The 22,550-nt window shown below is 47.8% G+C and carries 18 protein-coding genes and 1 riboswitch; all 18 genes read left to right on the forward strand.

Annotated elements, in window-relative coordinates; all coding sequences use genetic code 11:
* Positions 1-10: 10 nt before the first annotated feature.
* Positions 11-985, forward strand: coding sequence for an NAD-dependent epimerase/dehydratase family protein (locus V5J77_RS12260; RefSeq protein ID WP_338556154.1), 975 nt, complete (start codon positions 11-13; stop codon positions 983-985).
* Positions 986-998: 13 nt separating this feature from the next.
* Positions 999-1,250, forward strand: coding sequence for an acyl carrier protein (locus V5J77_RS12265; RefSeq protein WP_338556156.1), 252 nt, complete (start codon positions 999-1,001; stop codon positions 1,248-1,250).
* Positions 1,247-2,605 carry a hypothetical protein gene (locus V5J77_RS12270; RefSeq protein WP_338556158.1) on the forward strand — a complete coding sequence of 453 codons (1,359 nt, stop codon included), beginning with the start codon at positions 1,247-1,249 and terminating at the stop codon, positions 2,603-2,605. Before V5J77_RS12265 ends, V5J77_RS12270 begins: the two co-directional genes overlap by 4 nt.
* Positions 2,606-2,649: 44 nt before the next feature.
* Positions 2,650-3,765, forward strand: coding sequence for a UDP-glucuronosyltransferase (locus V5J77_RS12275; protein ID WP_338556160.1), 1,116 nt, complete (start codon positions 2,650-2,652; stop codon positions 3,763-3,765).
* A gap of 27 nt (positions 3,766-3,792) precedes the next feature.
* Complete coding sequence (locus V5J77_RS12280) at positions 3,793-4,881, forward strand: radical SAM protein (RefSeq protein ID WP_338556162.1); 1,089 nt, start codon at positions 3,793-3,795, stop codon at positions 4,879-4,881.
* Positions 4,882-4,923: 42 nt separating this feature from the next.
* The gene (locus V5J77_RS12285) at positions 4,924-6,102 is read left to right on the forward strand and encodes a radical SAM protein (protein WP_338556164.1); all 1,179 of its coding nucleotides are present in this window, start codon (positions 4,924-4,926) and stop codon (positions 6,100-6,102) included.
* Between the two features lie 32 nt (positions 6,103-6,134).
* A complete protein-coding gene (locus tag V5J77_RS12290) occupies positions 6,135-7,139 on the forward strand; it encodes an ATP-binding cassette domain-containing protein (protein WP_338556166.1) in 1,005 nt (334 codons plus the stop codon).
* Positions 7,117-7,926, forward strand: a complete 810-nt coding sequence (locus tag V5J77_RS12295) for an ABC-2 family transporter protein (RefSeq protein ID WP_338556168.1) — start codon at positions 7,117-7,119, stop codon at positions 7,924-7,926. Before V5J77_RS12290 ends, V5J77_RS12295 begins: the two co-directional genes overlap by 23 nt.
* A 4-nt stretch (positions 7,927-7,930) precedes the next feature.
* Positions 7,931-8,743 carry an ABC-2 family transporter protein gene (locus tag V5J77_RS12300; protein WP_338556170.1) on the forward strand — a complete coding sequence of 271 codons (813 nt, stop codon included), beginning with the start codon at positions 7,931-7,933 and terminating at the stop codon, positions 8,741-8,743.
* A gap of 4 nt (positions 8,744-8,747) precedes the next feature.
* Positions 8,748-9,632 (forward strand): FkbM family methyltransferase, encoded by an 885-nt coding sequence (locus V5J77_RS12305; protein WP_338556172.1) that lies wholly within the window; start codon positions 8,748-8,750, stop codon positions 9,630-9,632.
* A gap of 5 nt (positions 9,633-9,637) precedes the next feature.
* Positions 9,638-10,591 (forward strand): class I SAM-dependent methyltransferase, encoded by a 954-nt coding sequence (locus V5J77_RS12310; protein ID WP_338556174.1) that lies wholly within the window; start codon positions 9,638-9,640, stop codon positions 10,589-10,591.
* 209 nt (positions 10,592-10,800) lie between these two features.
* Positions 10,801-11,838 carry a hypothetical protein gene (locus tag V5J77_RS12315; protein ID WP_338556176.1) on the forward strand — a complete coding sequence of 346 codons (1,038 nt, stop codon included), beginning with the start codon at positions 10,801-10,803 and terminating at the stop codon, positions 11,836-11,838.
* A 265-nt stretch (positions 11,839-12,103) separates the two neighbouring features.
* Positions 12,104-12,427 (forward strand): hypothetical protein, encoded by a 324-nt coding sequence (locus V5J77_RS12320; RefSeq protein ID WP_338556178.1) that lies wholly within the window; start codon positions 12,104-12,106, stop codon positions 12,425-12,427.
* A 701-nt stretch (positions 12,428-13,128) separates the two neighbouring features.
* Positions 13,129-17,964: a leucine-rich repeat protein gene (locus V5J77_RS12325; RefSeq protein WP_338556180.1), complete on the forward strand. Its 4,836-nt coding sequence runs from the start codon at positions 13,129-13,131 to the stop codon at positions 17,962-17,964.
* A 319-nt stretch (positions 17,965-18,283) separates the two neighbouring features.
* The gene (locus tag V5J77_RS12330) at positions 18,284-18,757 is read left to right on the forward strand and encodes a DUF6376 family protein (RefSeq protein ID WP_338556181.1); all 474 of its coding nucleotides are present in this window, start codon (positions 18,284-18,286) and stop codon (positions 18,755-18,757) included.
* A 24-nt stretch (positions 18,758-18,781) separates the two neighbouring features.
* Entirely contained in the window at positions 18,782-19,051 is a 270-nt protein-coding gene (locus V5J77_RS12335) for a hypothetical protein (protein ID WP_338556182.1), read from the forward strand.
* Positions 19,052-19,280: 229 nt separating this feature from the next.
* Positions 19,281-19,431: riboswitch (cobalamin riboswitch) on the forward strand.
* Between the two features lie 164 nt (positions 19,432-19,595).
* Positions 19,596-21,437, forward strand: a complete 1,842-nt coding sequence (gene cobJ / locus V5J77_RS12340) for a precorrin-3B C(17)-methyltransferase (protein WP_338556183.1) — start codon at positions 19,596-19,598, stop codon at positions 21,435-21,437.
* A 24-nt stretch (positions 21,438-21,461) separates the two neighbouring features.
* Positions 21,462-22,547: a sirohydrochlorin chelatase gene (locus V5J77_RS12345; RefSeq protein ID WP_338556184.1), complete on the forward strand. Its 1,086-nt coding sequence runs from the start codon at positions 21,462-21,464 to the stop codon at positions 22,545-22,547.
* Positions 22,548-22,550 lie beyond the last annotated feature (3 nt).

Raw genomic sequence — 22,550 nt, forward strand, 5'->3', positions numbered from 1 at the left:
GATTGAATTAATGGTGGTTTCACAAACCTTAAGCAAGGGGGGGATCACAATATTCATTGTATTAACAGGAGTCGCCGGCTTCATCGGTTCCAACCTTGCCGAGAGGCTGCTGCGGGAAGGCCATACCGTTATTGGTGTCGATAATTTTCTGACCGGGTCGACTGTCAACATAGACAATCTCCTACGGTCGCCAAATTTCAAGTTTATTGAGCATGACGTCATTTATCCGCTCGCAATTGAAGGCCCTGTCGATTGGGTAATGCATTTCGCAAGTCCTGCCAGCCCGCCCAAATATTTGTCCTATCCGATCGAAACGATGAGGGTCAACAGCGAAGGAACGATGCATCTGCTGCATCTGGCCAAAGAAAAGCAGGCTGCTTTCTTCTTGGCCTCAACAAGCGAGATCTACGGCAACCCAACCGTTCACCCTCAGCCGGAAAGCTACTATGGCAACGTGAACTCGGTTGGAGCAAGAAGCTGCTACAACGAAGCGAAGCGGTATGCAGAGGCAATCACCTACTGGATGAATAGGAAATACGGCATACCGGTTAGGGTCATTCGGATATTTAATACATTCGGCCCTAAGATGGATTTAAATGACGGACGCGTCATTACCAATTTCATTAATGAAATCATGTCAAAGCAAAATCTTACGATTTATGGCGACGGCAGACAAACGAGAAGCTTTCAGTATATTGACGATTTGCTGGAAGGGATTGTGAGACTGATGAGCACCACGTATGAACAACCAGTCAATTTGGGGAATCCGGAGGAAGTCACCATACTTGAGGTCGCCCAAATACTGAAGTGGCTAATGAAGTCCAACGCGCAGATCGAGTTTCTCCCGCTGCCAGAAGATGATCCGAGGAGAAGGAAGCCGGATATTACCATTTCAAGGACGATTATGGACTGGGAACCGGCGATAAGTTTGCATGATGCACTCACTAGAACGATCCATTATTATCAGGGTCAATATACCCATTAAACGGGAGGTACTTATGCAAGAACAGATTATAGTGATGATAAGCGAAATCAAGGACGACGCTGAGCTGGCAAACAGCTTGAACGAGCATTCCAACATTATGGAAGACGGGGGATTGGACTCATTACAGCTAATTACTTTCGTATTAAAGGTGGAAGAGCGTTTCGGTATTGAAATCGATTTTGAGCAATTCGACTTCAATCTTATGGAGTCGGTCACAACCTTCTGCAATTATATCACGGAGCTACAGAAGACGGCATCTGTATGAACGATAGACGCAAGTTCGAGCTCATTATCGGAACATTTGACGCGGAACGCTTCTGGCGCGACCCTAATCTAGCCAAACTGCCGTCGTTTTCCGATCCTGAAATGGAGAATGTCGTGATGGCCATGGATGAGCTGCTCTTTCCATTTTGTGAGGCGCAGGATAGGCTCATTACTCGCTATCGAATGAACGTTTGCCATAAAGAGTATTTGCATGAGATCGGATTTAAATTTCTTTCCAATTCAACTGATCTCGAGAGTCCTGATGGAGGAAGCGCAGGCAGAACCGCCAATATATTCGACCTGCTCACATCAGCCGATCGAATGGGTGAAATAGATCTACACTCGCTGGACGGCGCTCGGTTGTCGCCCTTTGCCGTCATTCCGGGGGCGGATCGTACTGCAGCGCGTTACGGGCTGGAGCAGGGTTTTCCAGACATTAAAACGGTTCAGACTGTCAATTCGAAGCTGTACTCAACCGAATTAAATCGTCGCCTTGATCTTCGGTGTGACAGCCAGACAGTCTATTCTCACGAAGAGCTGCTGGCAAGCGGCTTGACTTTACTGAATCAAGGACCCTTCCTGATCAAAGATGAGTTTGGGGTATCCGGGAAAGGGAACTTGCTGATCGAGTCGGAAACGATTTTGCAGCGAGTCACCTCCTATGTCGCCGATCAGTACAGCAAGGGAAAAACGGTTCGGTTTATTATTGAGCCGTTCCTCCGCAAGGAGTTGGATTTTTCTTGCCAATTTCACATCGATTCGGACGGTACTTACCGACATATCTCAGTGCAGCAATTGGTCAATCACAATTTCGCTTACCAAGGCTCCTATACAGCCGACGATAGGCTGCTTCATAAGCTGCAGGAAGCGGAGTATTTTGATGTAATGAAACGTGCGGCTCGCGAGCTTTACCAGTCGGGTTATCACGGCGACGTATGCGTCGATTCTATGCTGTTGACAGATGGCCGCATCGTTCCAATTGTTGAGGTGAATGCAAGAAGATCAATGAGTCTGATCAAGCATTACGTTGACCGATACCTGAAGAAGCATGATACGGCCGGGAGCATGACGCATGCGACTTTACAGTTTGCATGCGATGTACCTTTCGATCAATTGCTGGAATCGCTGGACCGCGAAGGTGTTCTATATAAGCCTAATCGAGGGTACGGCATTTTACCGTTAAGCGCGAATACGCTCCTTATTAACAAAGTCGTCAGCGAATGTAAGGGGATCCGGAATAAGCAGGTGAAAGGCAGATTGTATTATTCGTTAATCGAGGGGGACTGGGATAACGAACGATTAACCACTAAGGTTAAGGAGGTGCTTTCCTCGTTATCCTTCAAGATCGCCCGCTGATGCAGTCCGAAGCGCTTGAAGCCATGAATGGAGGAAGAGATTTTATGAGCAAGAGGAAAGTAACGATTCTATGCTCGGGTTTCGGTCTAGGTTTTTATATTCCCGGCCTATTAGCTGCAAGCGATTTCGAGAAAAGGGATATCGCGACGGAAGTGCTCGTGTTCGAAAGCTATTTGGAGCAAGACAAGATGGATCATATTGCAGACAGCAGGAAGGCTTACCACAATAATTTCGCACTTGCCAATTTATCAGCCCGAATGCCGATGGATATCCGGGGCAGCATTGATTATGCCCAGGTCGAGCTATTGCTGGAGGCGTGGAAGGCGGAAGAACGGTACGAATTCATATCGCTATCCGGACACTGGGTCTACATACTGGATTTGTACAGGGAGAAGATGCTACCGAATCAAATTCATGTAGACCTGCTCTATGTCGATTCGGATCTGGCCCCGTCTTGGAAGAGCCTGAAGAAATTTCATCCTCGCTATGACGAGTATTATTACAATGCCTGTCTCTATGACACCGACAAGATGGAGATTCGATGCGAAATCCCGGTTCTGCATAGTACGCCGCTGCCCTTCGACTCGAGGAAGCGGAGGCTTGTTGTTCATGGCGGCGGCTGGGGGATGGGCACCTATCAAAGTAAAGTTCCAGAGCTTGTCGGCCATAGCTATGGGCTTGATATCGTAGCTTACGATTGGAAGGAAGCGAAGCCTGATCCCGATCACCGATATTGGATGAACGATCCAAAATGGTGTGCATGGGTGAAGAGCGAGAGCGGCCTGCACGAGTTTCCGCCATACATTGAAATAGCGGGAGAAGACACGAATTCATACGCCGCTAAGGGTTATCATCATTGGTTATTCGACGTCGCTTCGGAGGCGATGGCTATTGTGGCCAAGCCGGGAGCAGGCACATTAATCGACTCGCTTGCATCCGCAACCCCTCTTATTCTGCTGGAGCCGTTCGGAAGTCACGAGCTTAGCAATTTGGAATTGTGGGAGTCGCTTGGGTTCGGAATACGCTATGAGAAGTGGCGGGAGATGGATTTTTCCGTAGAGGTCCTTAAGGAGATGCATCAAGCGATCATGAACAGACCCGGAGAACGGATAAATTATGTGGATCATTATTGTGCAAGAGTTGCGTTAATGAAGGGGTAAGATTTCAATGGCAGAAGGGGTTATGCGATGAGCGTAAACAAATTGAGTGTCGCCCAAAATACGACAAGCTATCCAAGATGGATCGTCATGCAGCTGTTGGAGGAGTGCAATTTACGATGCAAGATGTGCTATGAGTGGGGCCTCGAAGGACCCTACAAAAGCAAAAAAACGTTAGCGCAGTTGGATCCGGAGCTGATCAAAAAGATCATCGTCGAGTGCAGCCCGGGCAAGCCGTATTACGATTTCTTCGGCGGGGAACCGCTGATGTACCCTTGGCTGAGCGACATTCTCGCCATGATCAATCATTATGGAGGCATAGCGGACTTCCCCACGAACGGCACATTGCTCGAGCAACATGCTGAGATGCTTGTCGAGACTGCTCCCAATAAGATCTGGATGTCGCTCGACGGCCCTGAGGAAATCAACGACAGGCAGAGGGGCAAAGGCGTTTTCAAGAAAGTAATCAAGGGGATCGAGAAGCTCTATGAGCTTCGGGAAAGCAAAGGCAAGCAATTTCCGAAGATGGGTGTATCCTTTATCATTACGCCCTTGAACTATATGTACGTCGAGGAATTTTTCTTTAAGCATATCGACTTGTCGATGCTGGACCATATCAGTATGGAAGTGCAGCTTTATGCAACGGAAGAGCAGTATGACCAATATGTGGAGGTTCTTAGTGAAAAATTCGACGTGCATGAAGCTCCTTATGCCAAGGGGATGGTGTGGCGGGATACCAGTTCGTTCAGCCAGATCGATATTCCGGAATTGACGAGACAGCTCAATAATGTTAAAGAGTATTGCTTGAAAAATCGCATCCATGTGATCACCTATCCGAAGACGATAGATGAACAAAATTTGAGCAACTATTTCTCGGGACAATTCCATCAGATGGCTGATAAACGAAATCGGTGCTCCCTTCCATGGGTTTATGCGGAGATTACAGCAAGGGGCGACGTTTCGCCCTGCCACGCCTTCTATGATTTGACCTTCGGCAACGTGAACGAAGAGAGTTTGCTGGATATCTGGAGTAGTGACAAGTACAAAGATTATCGCGCGTATATGAAAAAAAATATGCTTCCGATTTGTACGGCTTGTTCAAGGTATTATATCTACTGATTCATGAGAATGACCTAATACGTTTAAGAAGGTTGTGTTGATATGAATCCGAAATCAGAGATTAAGCATTCCCCGAAGGATTTGCAAATATTGAAGCGTACCATCAAGAATACGGTGGAAACAAAGCGGAACATGGAGAAAATAGCGGGTTACGCGACACCGTTGCCAGAGTCGGTCGGAATTAAACTGACGAACCAATGTAACTTGCGCTGCAAGCATTGCTATCAATGGAACGACACCGGCTACCATCACTACATGACACCGGAGCAGCAACGGGAACAGCTCGACTACGGGCTGCTGGAGAAACTGATTCTCGAGACGGAGCCAGCCAAGTCGAGACTCTATATTTGGGGCGGTGAGCCGCTCGTATACAGTCATTTCGACCGTTTGGCCGATTTGCTTGAAGCTCATCCCCGCGAGACGACGATCTGCACGAACGCGATGCTGATTGAGCGAAAGCTGGACGCCTTGCTGAAAATTTCCGACAATCTGGAGCTGCTTATTGCGCTTGATGGATTCGAAGAAGAGAATGATGCGCTTCGCGGCAAAGGGGTGTTCAACAAGGCAATAGATGCTATTCGGATGCTAGTCGAGCTGCGCAAGGAAAACCGATTCAGGGGCAAAATCACGATTCATACCGTCGTTAACGATGGTATGACCGACAAGCTTTACGAGCTGCTGGACTTTCTAGAGGGCGTTGGCGTAGATATGGTCATGGTCTGCTTCCCGTGGTACATTTCGGACGAATGCACGCAGGGAATGGACGATTACTTTGACCAGAAGTTCGACTTCCTTCCGGCGAGCGAGCACAAGGGCGAACGAAGCTGGCACGCCTTTAACTACAAGCTCGATCCGGAGCGTATCCCTGCTTTAATGAGCGAGTTGGATCGGGTGAATAGTCGGGTCTGGAAAATGCGGTTGCGTTACCAGCCGAATCTGGATCATGACCAGATCGAAGATTTTGTGCTCGGCAAAGAGGTGAGGGGTAAAGGCACGATGAACAAGAAGTGCCTGGCTCTCTCGAACCGGATGGATATTACGCCCGATGGAACGATTGTCGCGTGCAAATTTTTCAAGGAGTTCGAGATCGGAAAATTAAATGAAACGTCCGTACAGGAATTATGGCACAGCATGACCTACAGAAGGATAAGGGAAATGATGGACGAACGACTGACACCGGCATGTTCCAAGTGCAGTGTCTTGCATTTGCACGGTGTTTAACTATTCTACATTAGCATAAATGAGGTGCACCAGTGAGCATTATCCAAGTGGAACGCTTATCCAAAAGCTTCAATTACTACGAGAAAGAATTGGGCTTCAAAAAATCGCTGAAAAATTTAGTGAAGCGGAAATCACTGATTAAAGAAGCGGTTAGCGAAATATCACTTGTAATCGAGCAAGGTGAGATGGTCGGATTTTTAGGCCCGAACGGTTCCGGCAAAACAACTACGCTTAAGATGCTGTCTGGCATCTTGTATCCGACAAGCGGGCAGGCGAATGTATTAGGCTATGTCCCTTGGGAACGAAAGAAAGAATTCAAGATGCAGTTCTCGATTGTGATGGGGCAGAAATCGCAGTTATGGTGGGATTTACCGGCGAACGAATCGTTGTACCTGAACAAATGCATCTATGAGGTCGAGGATAAGCCCTACAGCCTTGTACTGGATGAGCTTACGGAGATGCTTGACGTAAAAGACCTGCTCAACATTCAGGTGCGGAGGCTCTCACTGGGGGAACGGATGAAGATGGAGCTAATTGCGTCGCTCATTCACCGGCCCAAGGTGATTTTCTTGGATGAGCCTACAATCGGACTCGATCTGATTTCGCAAAAGCGCATTCGGGAGTTCCTGAAGTATTATAACCAGCAGTCGAAAGTAACGGTCATTCTGACAAGCCACTACATGGCGGATATTGAGGATCTATGCAAACGAACGATCATTATCAACCAAGGGAAGATTGTATACGACGGCGATCTTCGGCGTGTGAATGAGCTGTTTCATGCAAAAAAGATCATCAAGCTGCAATTTACGGACGAAGTGCCGAGGCAAGCGCTAAGCGACTATGGTAATATCATGCAACATGACGGCATGAATGCCGTTATGGAGATCGATAAGCATGACCTTCAGCGGCTGTCCAAGATGATGCTGGACCGGTTCCCTATCCTTGATTTCACAATTGAAGATATACCTGTCGAGCGAGGAATCGAAAGCTTGTATCAGAAAGATGGGGTCAGACATGAAAGCCTTGCAGAAGTATAAAAGGACGTACATCCTTGCACTTCAGAATGCGATGGAATATCGGACCGATTTCTTGATGAGTATCATCAGCGGCGGCTTCATCATTCTCGTCCAATGCTTCCTTTGGACGGCCGTGTTTCGAAGTTCGCCGCAAGAAATCATTAACGGCTATTCTTATTCTCAAATAATCATTTATTCCGTGTTGTCCGGCGTCGTCTCCAAGCTGGTTTCTGCCGGCTTCGAAGGGGAAATCGCGAATGATATCAAGACGGGTGGACTGAGCAAATTTATCGCTCAGCCCATTCATTATTTCAGCTATCGGCTATGCAATTTTTTCGGTGGGAAAACGGTTCAGACTGGGGTCGTCCTTATTTTATTCGTCATACTGATGATCGTATTTACTCAGGTTTGGGAGTTTCAGCTTAGAGGGGTGCAGATCGTTATGTTCTTGGTCAGCATTTTGTTCGGACTGCTCATCAACTTCCTGCTTTTTTATTCGATTAGTGCTCTCGCGTTCATCATTACTGAGGTTTGGGGCGTTTATATCGCGTTCAACCAAGGCGTCTACCTGCTCAGTGGCGCCATCTTTCCGCTTAATATTTTCGGAGATACGTTTGCTAGAATCTCCAGCTACTTACCGTTTCAATATGTCGTATTCTTCCCGGTTAACATCATCAATGGGAGCTTGACGATTCATGAAATCGTGCGCGGGCTTCTCTTACAGGCGGTCTGGGTAGTTGCGCTTATGATGATTTCCAAGTTGTCATGGGATTCCGGGATGAGGAAATATGTAGCCGTTGGAGGTTAAATCTGTGAGTATCAGCTTGACGGAGTTTCGGAAGCATGTACGTATGTTCTTTATTTTCGCAAAGAACAGCTTGGTCGGTTACATGGAATACAAAGCGAATTTCTACTCCGGTTTGATCATGGAGACCGTATTTCTGTTTTCCAAGCTGATCTATATTTTGTTCGTTTTCCAGCTCGGGATCGAAATCAATGGCATTTCTCCTGACCAGATGATGATCTTCACCGGGACCTATACGATTATGATCGCAATCTATACAGGACTGTTTATGGATAACTTTTATAGATTCGCCGGTCATATCCGCAACGGGACGCTGGACTTGTATATGACGAAGCCGCTATCGCTTCAGTTCATGATTTCATTCCGGCACGTTAACTTCGCGTTTCCGATCCCGAACCTGGTCGCCGGGATCACGATGATCGTACTGGCTTGGCGGCGTCTTGATATCGAGCCAAGCTTGATCCACGTGGCCGGATATATCGGCGTGATCTTGAGTAGCACGATCGTGACCTATTCGGTGCTTCTTCTTCCGCAAATTCTTGCCTTCTGGACGGTGAAGTCCGGTTCGATCTTCGAAATACTCGACAAATGTTGGGATTTAAACAATATGCCGATGTACATATACCCCAAATGGCTGCGGAGATTAGGGCTGTATGTCGTGCCGATCTTATTCATCACCAACATGCCGTCGGTTTATTTGATCGATCGATTGGACTTGTTCCTTGGGATATGGATTTTTGCAGCTCCTGTTATATCGCTTATAGTGGTCAGGCTGTTCTGGAAGCTGGCTGTCAAGCGCTATGAAAGCGCCAGCAGTTAGAGAAATGCCCAAAAAACAAATTGTTGAGAAGGTGAATCGAATGAGCAGGACGGAGCATGAGCGTCATCCGTTGCAGACAGAGGCCATCGCCAAAAAACGACTGCACAACGGGATTGAAATTTATCAAAACAACGAAGGCGAGACCGAGTTCCTCTACAACGAGATTTTCCACAAGGAGATGTATTTCAAGCACGGTATTACGCTCCCGGATCATGGCACGGTCATGGACGTTGGGGCTAATATCGGCATGTTCAGCCTATATGTCAGCAGCAAGAGCAACTGCAAGGTATATGCCTTTGAGCCACTGCCTCCGACGTTTAATCTCTTGAAGATGAATACGAGTTCGCTGCCTCACGTAACGACGGTTAATGTTGGGCTTTCCAATGAGATCAAGGAAGCGGAGTTTGCTTATTTTCCTACGATGTCTACGGATTCTGTCCAGATCAAATACCGGGAGAACCACGATCAAGATCTCCGATATGGGTTAATCAACCATTACGGAGATGATTTTGCCGACCCGCGAATGCTAAACCGCTTTGTCGATCATCTTATGTCGCCGAAGCTTCTGAATGAACAAATCTATCGTTGCAAGCTAACTACGATATCCGAAATGATTCGCTATTACGATTTAAACCAAATTGATCTGCTCAAAATCGACGTGGAAAAAAGTGAGTTCGAGGTGCTGGAAGGCATCCATCCGGAAGATTGGGGAAAAATCAAGCAAATTGTAATGGAGGTACACGGACTGGACGGAGAGCAGATTAGCAGGCTCGAGAATATCTTCGAAGCCAACGGCTTCTATGCCGTGATCGATTACTACGCGGATTTGAATATCCCCAATTACTATAATGTGTACGCGTTGAATCAAATGCATACGTCGGCTGGGTGACAGTGATGTTACAGCATCTGCATGCAAGGTTGGTATGCTCCAGCTGCAAGGGCGAGCTGGCTCAGTCGGATGTATGGCTGCAATGCCGCAACTGTGATGCGACATATACGATGGATAATCGTTATGTATCAATGCTCGACCGGCGTGAGCAGTTTGTCCACCCCTCCGATTGGAATCGTAAAGAGGACGAAATTCGAGTTTATAGCGAGATTTCGGACTCCCTTGCGGTTTCCGGTATAGGTCGATTCGCAGCCTTCTTAAACTATGGGTACGTCTCGCACGGGAATGAGCAACATGCGGTGATCGAGCCCGACGATGTATGGAATAGAAATTCAGTCAAGCTCCTGCTCGAGGTAGTGGGCAGGACGGCGATTCGGGAGCGGCAGGTTATTGACATCGGATGCGGCAGGGGAGGGAATATGGCAGCTTTACATAAATATTTCAAGCCTCTGTCTATTGTCGGTCTCGACATCTGCCCGGCGAATATTGCGTATTGCAGTGCCAAATCCCGATTGTTTGAATCTTTCTATCTCGTCGGCGATGCGGAGAATATACCGTTTGCAGACGAAAGCTTCGATGTTGTATTGAATATGGAATCGGCACATGCCTATCCGAATCGCTCACGCTTCTATGAAGAGGTGCACCGGATAATGAGATATGGCGGCGTATTTCTGTATACGGAGCTGATGCTGGAAGATCAGGTAGCGCAGAACGTGAAGCTTTTGGAGGAAGCGGGCCTGTCTGTAATCCGCAATCAGGATGTAACTTCGAATGTCCTTCTATCGTGTGATGAGAACGCAAAGCAACGTACTGGCATACAGGGGATTGCGAACAACGCCAACGCGAGCACGAATATTGGAGATATCAATGATTTCATCGCATTGCCCGGCTCGAAGAAATATGAAGAGATGAAGGCTGGAACGCGGCAATACCGTATAATGACCCTTGTTAAAAGGTAACATAGCTTTAATCTCGACAATAATTTTAGGGTGTGTCTGAGAACGGTGAGGGCAGCCAATTTTGCCGAATTTTCGTTCCATGCAAGGCGCGTTTGTGAAGGCGTACCGGGCGTACACCTTCGCAAACGGAACGAAGCAGAGGGCGGAAAGGCGGTGAAAGGGGCCGCTGAACCGGTTTTCAGACACGCCCTAGTATAGGAGAAATATTTATGGAAGAAATTGTTTCTCTAAATGCCTTTCAACCTTTCGACGGAATGATAAAAATGTTTCCTCATCATAATTTCCCTTATTTTAATTGCGACTACAATTTGCTATTAACGCTTGCAAATTATTTTAAAAAAGATGAGCTGCCGATTTTGAATAATGTCATTAGTATTTATAGATTTGATAAACAAAAAATAAAAACAAGAGGATATTTCAAGCTAGAAGTGTTGGATCTCGAGGATGGAGATAAGATACTTGAGGAAATGGGTATCTCAATTCGTAGAAAATCTCCTGCATTAGATGCTTTACAAGATGAGATCATAAACTCTATCTCTAATGGTAATCCGATTTCCATTATTATTGATTTATTTTATCAACGCGGAAGAGACTTTTACTATAACCAAAAGCATGGCCTGCATCCTGTTTTTGTCTATGGCTTTAATCTTACTAATGAAGAAATATATACGGTTGATGATATTAAAGAATACAGACAATATTCTTTACCATTTTCAGAATTTAAATTGTCATGCATGAGTTCAGAACACGTAAAAATGCCAAATTACTTTTGGGAATATGCACTAGTGTCCCCCGCTGATCATGATATTTTGAACAGTGAGCAGCTAGCACAAACAAACATCAATAAATTTGTAGAAAATATGTGCAGGTATCAAAATGAAATAACGGAAAGTTTGAATAATATATTGTTGTTGGCAGAACATTTCGAGCTTATTATAACAAATGAAACGATTATAGAAACACTAAGCAGTACTATTTATAGAAAATGTTCTGAGAAATACAGGTTAAATACTCTCTATAAGTACAACATTGATCATATCCATGCAAAACATACGCTTGACCCGTTAATGGACCATATTATTAATGATTGGAAGACAGTAAGGATCTATTCGAATAAAGCCATCATGTCCAAAAAGTTCACTGGGGAAATAATAGACAAGTGCATTGGTTTATTGAAAAAAATATATACGAATGAAGTACATTTTAATAATCAATTTTATTTAATGTTAAAGGCTGCGAGATTGTAAAGCTGAACCAACAATATAAGTCAGGTAAAATCACATTTAATAGTGCTAGAAATGAGCCAGACATTGATTTGGCACCTAACTACTATAACTAGAAAATAAACCGATTACTGTCTCTGACAGTGAACGGTTTATTTTTTTGAAGTGTTTACGCTTAACCCTCTTTGCATAAGCATAAGCAGCTGTTAAAATTCGCAGGGCCAAGCTTCCGTTCTGGGCGCACGGGAATAAAATGAAGGGAAACGAAAGCGTAAAGGGGGTTCGCCAAATGCAAAAGAGGTTCCTCAGTCTAACTTTTCTGGTGGTTTTGTTTATTGGAGTAAGCCTCTGGAGTTCTGCATTGCTAGCTGTATCTGCTGCTGATATCTGTACACCTGCTGATACCGAGCAGCAGACGAATGCGACCACTGCACCAGCATTAGGCTCCAACTGTAACGAGCATACAGGTCATGGTTCTTCTGATCCGGCTGCTACCGCTTCAGGTGATCAGCTTAATGATGAGCAGGTGGGGTGGCTGCTTACGGGTGTCATTGCTTTATTTCTAGTCATCGTCGTCATATGGCGCCGGCAAGTGTTCAAGTCAAAGCGTTAGGTGAGAAAGGAGTGGCGTAGCTCAACAGAAAGGGCTGCATCGTTATGCCGCAGACACAAGTAATAGCCGGTAAAGTTTCAGCCATCTGCGGCTTAAGATTTTTTTCTGCAAAATGGTGAGTTATAACATAAATTGAGAAAGAATATATGTGCATTTGGTGCAGATTATACTATCATTTTGAATGAGTTAGTTACTGTATCGTTTGTCAGGACAAGCCTTTGGAAAATAAACAGCTGAAACAGTTGTGTGTGTATGTGTTGTTGTTTAAGTCATTGATTAGGAATGTAGCTTTGTTATATGCTCAAGTTCTTGTCGTTTGGCGTTGGCTGCATCGACGATAGCATGTAACCGATTGCCTACTGAAACACATCGCCTCGTTGAGACCGTAATTTGCCGAGTTATCCCTACTTCGATTTCCCCTCGTTCATTTGCTAAAAATAGCCTAAAGGACTCTCCATTACCACTTTCAGATAGTACTGCATTTTTCAAAAGCGACTTTACAAAACCAAAAAAATCCGTAAGTGTTGATACTGCGCGAAATTAGCTGATTTTTTCATTATTCTTTCATTATTCTTTTATTAGCCTTCGTTATAATCAAATATAGCTGCTATTCAGTTACAGATATATTTCTATCCCGCTCTTCCAACTATTTTCTACTCTTCGTCATTTCACTTCAAGCGCTATATTAAAGGAGAAAAATTATGAAAAAATCAGTGTTATGTTTATTAATTGCATTATTTACGTTCGGGACTACATTCTCGCAAATACTACCTGTTTATGCAGATGCGAACGATTTTACTTTTACAATCGGTTCCAATGGCGCAACGGTCACGGACTATAGGGGTACGGATCTTAATGTGGTTATTCCCGATGAATACTCGGGTACGACGGTAACCGAAATTGGGAGATCAGCATTTGATACGTACAATACGGGCAAGCCTAAAATTACGAGCGTCGTGATTCCGAACAGCGTGAAGGTCATTCAAACGTATGGATTCCGTTACACCGGCCTCACTTCCATCGACCTCCCAGACAGCTTGTTAACGATTGGTTCCAGCGCATTCGAGAACAATCCGCTTACATCAGTCGTTTTTCCAGATAGTGTGACGATGATCGGCAACTATTCTTTTTATATGAATAATTTGACAACGATTAAATTATCGGAAAATTTGAAGACGATTAATGGCGGGGCCTTCGACACCAATCACATTACGAAACTTGTCATCCCGGCTGGCGTAACGAATGTCGCCAGTAGTTCATTTTATAATAACAACTTGACAAGCATAACGGTGTTAGGCAATGCAACAACTTTTGGGACAGGTGTATTTGCTAGTAATCCAAGCAATCTAAAAATATTCGGAATTGCGAATTCTCCCGCAGCTGTTTATGCATCGAGCAACGGACATACGTTTGTGGACGGAACAGAGTTATTTCTAGCAATTTCTAGCGCCAAGTCGTTGTTGAAAACTAATCTGGTGGGCAATGGCGTAGGGCAAGTTCCGGCCAATGCCTACAATGATTTATCGGCAGAGTATGACGCCGCCATGCTTTTTATCGACGGAATCGGAAATGCCACCATCGCCACTGATCTGACTAACGCCGCAGCTCCTCTGACCTCTTCAATCGCTGCATTCAGTGCGCAAATTGTTCAGGCTGGCAATCCCGCAGCGCTGGCAGCGGCAATCACGGCGGCGCAGCAGGCATTGAGGGATCATCCGCAAGGAACGGATGTAGGACAGACTTCGGCAGGAACGCGCACCGTGCTGGAATCTGCGGTGGATGCGGCGCAGCAGGTTCTCGATAACGCGGGCAATTACACGCAAGCTCAACTGGATACTACTGTTAACCAGTTAAATGCAGCGGTTCAGGTCTTTAATGCCGCTGTTATCCAAGCGGGTATTCCAACGGCGCTGGACGCGGCAATTACGGCGGCGCAGCAGGCGTTGACAGATCATCCACAAGGGGTGAACGTAGGGCAGGTGTCAGCGGGAACGCGCACCGCACTGGAAACGGCAGTTGATACGGCGAAGCAGATTCTGGATAACGCGGGCAATTACACGCAGGCTCAACTAGATACAGCGGTGAACCAGTTGAATGCAGCGGTTCAAGATTTTAATGCCGCCATTCTTCAAACCGGCATTCCAACGGCGCTGGATGCGGCGATTACAGCGGCGCAGCAGGCGCTGACGGATCATCCGGAAGGAACGGAAGTAGGACAGACATCGGCAGGAACGCGCACCGCTTTGGAAACGGCTGTGGGTACGGCGCAGCAGATTCTGAATAACGCGGGCAATTACACGCAGGCTCAACTAGATACAGCGGTGAACCAGTTAAATGCAGCGGTTCAAGACTTTAATGCCGCTGTTATCCAAGCTGGTGTGCCAACGGCGTTGGATGCAGCGATCATGGCGGCACAGCAGGCGTTGACGGATCATCCGGAAGGAACGGAAGTAGGGCAGACTTCGGCAGGAACGCGCACCGCTTTGGAAACGGCGGTGGGTACGGCGAAGCAGGTTCTGGATAACGCGGGCAATTACACGCAGGCTCAACTAGATACAGCGGTGAACCAGTTAAATGCAGCGGTTCAGGTTTTTAATGCCGCTGTTATCCAAGCTGGTGTGCCAACGGCGCTGGATGCGGCGATCACGGCGGCACAGCAGGCGTTGACGGATCATCCGGAAGGAACGGAAGTAGGGCAGACTTCGGCAGGAACGCGCACCACGCTGGAAACGGCGGTGGATACGGCGCAGCAGATTCTGGATAACGCGGGCAATTACACGCAGGCTCAACTAGATATAGCGGTTGACCAATTAAATGCAGCAGTTCAGGTTTTTAATGCCGCTGTTATCCAAGCGGGTATTCCGACGGCGCTGGATGCGGCGATCACGGCGGCACAGCAGGCGTTGACGGATCATCCGGAAGGAACGGAAGTAGGGCAGACTTCGGCAGGAACGCGCACCACGCTGGAAACGGCGGTGGATACGGCGCAGCAGATTCTGGATAACGCGGGCAATTACACGCAGGCTCAACTGGATATAGCGGTTGACCAGTTAAATGCAGCAGTTCAAGACTTTAATGCCGCTGTTATCCAAGCGGGTATTCCGACGGCGCTGGGTGTTGCGATCACGGCGGCGCAGCAGGCGTTGACGGATCATCCGGAAGGAACGGAAGTAGGGCAGACTTCGGCAGGAACGCGCACCACGCTGGAAACGGCGGTGGATACGGCGCAGCAGATTCTGGATAACGCGGGCAATTACACGCAGGCTCAACTGGATATAGCGGTTGACCAATTAAATGCAGCAGTTCAAGACTTTAATGCCGCTGTTATCCAAGCGGGTATTCCGACGGCGCTGGTAGCTGCGATCACGGCGGCGCAGCAGGCGTTGACGGATCATCCGGAAGGAACGGAAGTAGGGCAAGCTTCAGCAGGAGATCGCGCTGCCTTGCAGACCGTGATAGATGCAGCGCGGACTATTGCCGACGATGCAGAAAATCAATCTCAGACTCGTTTGGATGAAGCTACTGCCCGTTTGAACGACGCTATGGCGGTATTTGAAGCAACGTGGGTGGGGATCGTGCTAACCGCATCGGCCAATGATTTGTACGGAACGAGCGACACGCTTCGCTTTACGGTATTTTACGGATATGAAGTAACCGTCATAGGTACACCGGTCGTTCCAATCAGCATTGGAGACGATTCCGTCGCCCAGACGGTATATGCCTCATATATAGGAGCGCGCGGTGAGGCATTGACAAAACTTACTTTTGAATTCGAAGTTCCTGCTGGGCTCGCGGATATTGATGGAATTAAAGTTGCTGCATCATTGGAGCTACCAGACGGTGCAAGCATCGTTCGCACCTCCAGCGGTCGACCGGCTTTGCTAACTTACGTAGCACCGGACGCGAGCGGAATACGTATCGTAGCCATACCGCCCGAAGTTGCCCTGACGGTTGCACCGAATGGATCAGAACGTAAAGCGATTAGCGTGATTGCAAACGTGTTCGGAGAAGCTGCGGGAAATGTGCTGACGCAGCTACGTTGGCTGCCTGGAAGTGTTAGCAAAGTTGAATTTGCCCGCGGAACGAAAGGAACCGATATTTTGGCCACATCTGAATTCACCATTAATGCCAACGGCGACTATACCGTTTATGCCCTAGACGAAGCAGGAAATGAAGCAGTGAAAACCATCACTGTTACTGGGATATCAACCCCGTCTTCGTCGGATAATAGCAATCGACCGGTCACATCGGGGACGACTGTGAAGTTAGAGCCGAGTGGCGGGATTACAATTCCAGTCGATCCATCCGACATCAAACAAGTCAAGCGTTCGGACGGCACGGTGATCGAGCAAGTCATCCTCCCCGAACGGGCGAGGGAGCAAGTGCTTGTACTCCTGAAAAATGCGCTGGAACCGATCGTCAGAATTACAATCGACAATCGGAAGCAAGCGGTACAGGCGCAGCTTCAAGCTGACTGGATCGTGGATATGGTCAAAGCTAATCCTAATACAATTGTTGAGGTGAGATTGAACGATTCTAGCTACCAATTGCGGTTAAGCGCGATTAATCTGACCGGCTTGGCGGAGCGTCTCGACGCGGAAGTATCGAGTTTGACCGTAAACATCATACAGGAGCTGGGAGGCGAGCAAATTCGACAAGAGATCAATCGGATCGGCGTTTCCCAAGGTTTCTCTGTTTTCGCCGACGTCATTGACTACAAGGTGCTGGTCGAAGCAAACGGGCAAATGTTGGAGGTGCATGACTTTGGTGGAGCGTACTCGCTCCGGACCATTAAGTTGGACGGAGAGAACACAAATCGTAACCTAGTTGCCGTTCAGTATATTCCGGAAAACAGAACTGTCGTTTTTGTTCCGGCAAAAATGGAAAACGGTCCAGACGGCACTAACGAAGCGATTCTGAACGTGCCGCATAACAGCTTGTACACAGTCGTAAATGTGCAAGCCCGAACATTCGCTGATTTAACTGGACACTGGGCGAAAGCGGATGTAGAGCATCTGGCGTCCAAGCTGCTGGTGAACGGCGTAGCGGCCGACCGTTTTGACTCAGAGGGAACCATTACACGAGCGGAATTTTCCGCCTTACTCGTTCGTGCGCTAGGGCTATCCGTGAAAGGGAGCGAGGGCGGTAATCGTTTTGCGGATGTCCCTGCATCCGCATGGTATGCATCTGCAGTAAATGCGGCAGTGGCTAGCGGACTGGTTAGCGGCACCGGTGCCGGCCGCTTTGCGCCAAACGAACCAATTACCCGCGAGCAAATGGCCGTTGTCATTGCTAGTGCCTTAACCTTCATCAACCATGGAACTGGTAGCGATGGGCAAAAGGGAGGTTATTTGGATGCTTTCACCGATCGAGACTCCATTTCTTCATGGGCGCAAGCTGCGGTAGTCCGAGCATTGGAAGACGGCATTATGAAAGGAATGGATGACGGCCGCTTTGCCCCGAGAAAGAATGTAACGAGGGCGCAGGCAGCGGTTATACTGAAAAGGTTCCTGCAATTTGTGGATTTTATCAATTAAATCAAGCAAACTAATCCATTCAAAATGAATCAAAATACTCATTCATAGAATCATCTGTATAACGATAGTGAAGGAGCTTGCCTCGTGGCGGCTCCTTTTTGTCATACAAGGAGCTGACAGATAGGTGTGAAATGTCGGTCGACAAGAGGATGGTATAAATGAAATCCACGTAATGTTCGGGCTGTTTTTGTCTCCTTTGATCTTATAACCCACCTAAATGATGGACAAGCTTTTCAATAAGGAGAAATGCAACCGTTTGGACGCCTATGCCGTATAAATAATGCCCTGTGCCATACAAGCGGAAAGGAAGAGATAAAACATGACCATTCGTTCAGGAAAAAGCATACTTTTAATCATCGGAATGTTATTATTAGGAGGCTGCTCGTTATTCGAGGATGCCAAGCAGGCGGTCAATTCCGTATCGAGCTCGGCCGATTATGTGACGGGGGCGGCTTCGTACATGCAGACGCTGACAAGCTTTAGCGAGCAGGCGACGCAGCTTGCGGAGCAAGCCGTAAACGACGCGAGTGCACGTGCTGATTATAAGGAACAACTGGTAGCTGTGCAGGAATCTATCAAGCAGTTTGGCGAGCTGCAGGCGCCTGACTTTGCCAAGGACATCCATCAAACTGTGGTCGATTATAATTTGAAGCTGCAGGAAAGCATTGATGGGGTGCTGAAGCAAATCGAAGACGGCAAGGCATTGGTTGACGCGACGGAAATTCCAAACACGATTAACAAAATCAACGAGCTGCTCAACCAAGTAAATCAACTTCAGCAGCTGGTATCGTAACGGTAAAGAGAGGAAGAATGGAAGATGAAAGTTAACATTTTGCATGCGAGCATGACGAACTCCAAGGAATCTGGATTCGTAGGCAAGGTACATTTTGAAGTAGAGGGGCAGACGAATCAATACGAAATCACGCTCCACAGCCGCAAGGCGACAGAATGGGGCTATGGCTTGTTTTTCCTGAATGAATCAGGCAAGGAAGAGGATCTTTTAGCTGTTGAGGATGAGCTGGAAGAGAATGACGAGCTGTTCGATTCCCTCGTGAAGGCCGCTTGGGATACGCTTGAGAAGAAATAAACGGTGATGAAGGGCTGTAGCCGATCTTTGGCGGCAAAGCTATCGTTTCGAGGGAGAAATATAAGCCCAGTTGCAAGTGCAAAACTTATAAATGCCTATATTGAGAAAAATAAAGCTAACGCTAGCTTGGACATGCTGTCCTCGCTGGCGTTAGCTCTGTTTGCGTCATGGCAGCTGGCATAAACGCACTTGTCGATCATACAATCTAATGTTATCATTAAAATTACAATTTAATAGGAAGGGAATAAGTGTCAGCAGGCGCAATGGGCGCCCAAGTTGACTTAATAGGGAAGTCGGTGAGAGACCGGCGCGGACCCGCCACTGTATGAAGCGCATTAACGCTTCGAGCCAGGAGACCTGCTTATTTCAACGACACTGTAAACCTACGTGGATATTAGGAAGGTGTTAGAGATTGGATGGCCCTTCGCTGTCTGCGTTTAATAAGGACATTGGTCTTTTCAAGCATTTCTAACACATTGCGTTAGAGATGCTTTTTTTGTTGAGTACAAATTGTAAATGGCTACATATAAAGGAGTTGGCATCAATGAGTGAAGCAGGCGTCGGCAAGCTGTTAATTATCGGCTTCGGCCCAGGAAGCTTTGAGCATATTACGAAGCGCGCCCGTGAAGCGATTCAGGAGAGCGATATCGTCATTGGCTATAACACGTACGTGGACTTGATTCGCGAGCTAATCAGCGATCAAGCGATTGTGCGTACGGGAATGACGGAGGAGGTCAGCCGGGCACAAGAAGCGGTTCGCCAGGCGGAGAATGGCAAGAAGGTAGCCGTCATATCAAGCGGCGATGCGGGCGTGTACGGTATGGCAGGACTCGTATATGAGGTGCTGATTGAGAAGGGCTGGAAGCGTAACGGCGGGGTAGAGGTTGAAGTCATTCCCGGCATTTCGGCGATAAACTCGACAGCGTCCCTGCTAGGCGCACCGATTATGCATGACGCCTGTACGATCAGCCTAAGCGATCATTTGACGCCTTGGGAGCTCATTGCGCGCAGGGTAGAGGCGGCTGGACAAGCGGATTTCGTCATTGCGCTTTACAATCCGCGCAGCGGAAGAAGAACGCGGCAAATTGTGGAGACGCAGCGTATTTTGCTCAAATATCGCTCGCCAGAGACGCCAGTCGGCATTGTGAAAAGCGCGTACCGTGACCGTGAAGACATTGTTGTTACAACGCTTGCCCGAATGCTTGACCATGATATCGGTATGCTGACAACGGTCGTTATTGGCAACTCTACGACGGTTAATTATGATGGGCTAATGATTACGCCGCGAGGCTATCAGCGCAAATATACGCTGGGAGAGGGTGCGCAGCCGTTGAAGCCGCACCAGCGTCTGCAAGAGAAGAACGAGCCATGGGCGCTTCATACGGCAGGCATGCCGGAGCTTTCAGGTGATGGAGACTATCTTGAGGGTGAATATAATGCGATGGAACCTTTGGTGGAGCGGGAAGAACCCCAAATAGCGGTACCAGACCAGCCGAGAAATGAAATTGGGCAAGGCGGAGGGGTTGCTGTCGCTATAGCGCCGCAAGTCGCTTCGGTGAAGGCTGCTCCAGCTCCGATTGATAAAGCTGCTTCATCGAGGGTGGAGTCAGCCGCGATGCCAGCTGTCTCGCCGCTTCATTTGGCGATGGAGGCGTTGCTGCTTAATGATCGCAGTAAAGGTATAGAGCCTAATGCTTCTTATGCGGAAGCTGCTAGCCCATTGCCTGTATTTACGCAGCAATCGGTCTTGGAATTCGCTGTAAGCCCGGGTGTAGCGACGAAGAATTTTACTCCCCAGCAGCTGGTGGCACTGGCACAGGCGGTTGGCGAGAAGGGCTCGATTGAATATACGCCGCATCATCATCTGCTTGTGCGGATTCCGACGTCTGATCCAGACAGCGTTACGGCAAAGCTGCGTGCGGATGGCCTCAGTCTGGCGCCGATTGGTGATGTTTTGCAACTGAAGGCTTGTGATTTTTGCAATCTGGAGAAGGCGGAGTCGGTGCCTTATGCCGATGAGCTGCAAGAGAAGATCGGCGGTATGGCCATGCCGAAGGAGCTGCGCATTGGGTTTAATGGCTGCGGCATGGCTTGTTACGGTGCAGTCAACGAGGACATCGGCATCGTATATCGCCGTGGCAAATTCGATTTGTTTCTCGGCGGCAAAACCGTCGGCCGCAATGCGCATGCGGCGCAGCCAGTTGCCGAGGGCATTGCAGCTGAGGAAATCGTACCTCTGATTGAACGCATTATTGCGCTTTACAAATCGGAGGGACATCCGAATGAGCGCTTTCATAAATTTTTCAAACGAATGGGACAAATAGAGGGCTATCGTTATCAGGAGCTGCCTGTTTTTCATATCGAAGACGCACTGTGCGGAGACTAACGACAGCAAGGGAGATGAAGGAAGATGGATGCGGTTTTATTTGTAGGGCACGGAAGCCGGGATGAGAGAGGCAATGAAGAGGTGCGCGAGTTTGTGGCCTCTGTAGCGCCAACACTGAATGCGGATTTGGTAGAGCTTTGCTTTCTGGAATTTGTAACGCCGACGATGAAGCAGGGCTTCGATATTTGCGTATCAAAAGGGGCGACGCGGATCGCAGTTATTCCAATTACATTATTTTCGGCAGGGCATGCCAAGCTTCATATGCCTGCGGCGATTGATGAGGCCAAGCTTCGTTACCCAGCTATAAATATTATTTATGGGCGGCCGATTGGCGTTCATGATCAAGTGCTGGAAATTTTGACCTCTCGCCTTGGAGAAGCTGTTGCAGCAGAGGAAAGCGAGCTCGCAGATACGGCTATTTTGATCGTCGGTCGGGGCAGCAGCGATGCCGATGCGAACAGCGAGCTGTTCAAGATTGCTCGCTTATTCTGGGAACGCCTTAAAGTGAAATGGGTGGAAACAGCCTTTATTGGCGTAACAGCTCCTTTGATGGATGAAGGTGTAGAGCGTTGCCTCAAGCTGGGCGCGCGCAAAGTAATTATCCTGCCTTATTTCCTATTTACCGGCGTTCTCATTAAAAGGATGGAAGCAGCGATGGAGCAATATACGTCTGCTTATCCGGATACGGAATTTGTGCTTGCTGAATATTTTGGCTTCCATCCGCTGCTTAAAGAAATTTTGAAGGATCGCGCCGCAGAAGCGCTTCAGGACGAAGTGAAGATGAACTGCGATATGTGCCAGTTCCGCCTGCAGGCGATGAAGGATCATGATCATCACCACCACCATGACCATGATCACGACCACCATCATCATCACGATCATGATCACGAACATGAGCATCATGACCACAATCATGAGTGCCACACGCATGATCATGACCATCATCATCATGAAGGTCACACGCATGAGCATCCTCATGAGCACCATGACCATGACCATGATCACGACCACAAGCATCTTGAAATTGGCGAGCTTGCAGCTGATGCCAAGGAAGCTGCTCCGAAAAATGATACTCCATCCAAGGCGACAACGCTTGTTGGGGAGGGTTAAGTG

The organism is Paenibacillus sp. KS-LC4 (assembly GCF_036894955.1).
Classification (GTDB): domain Bacteria; phylum Bacillota; class Bacilli; order Paenibacillales; family Paenibacillaceae; genus Pristimantibacillus.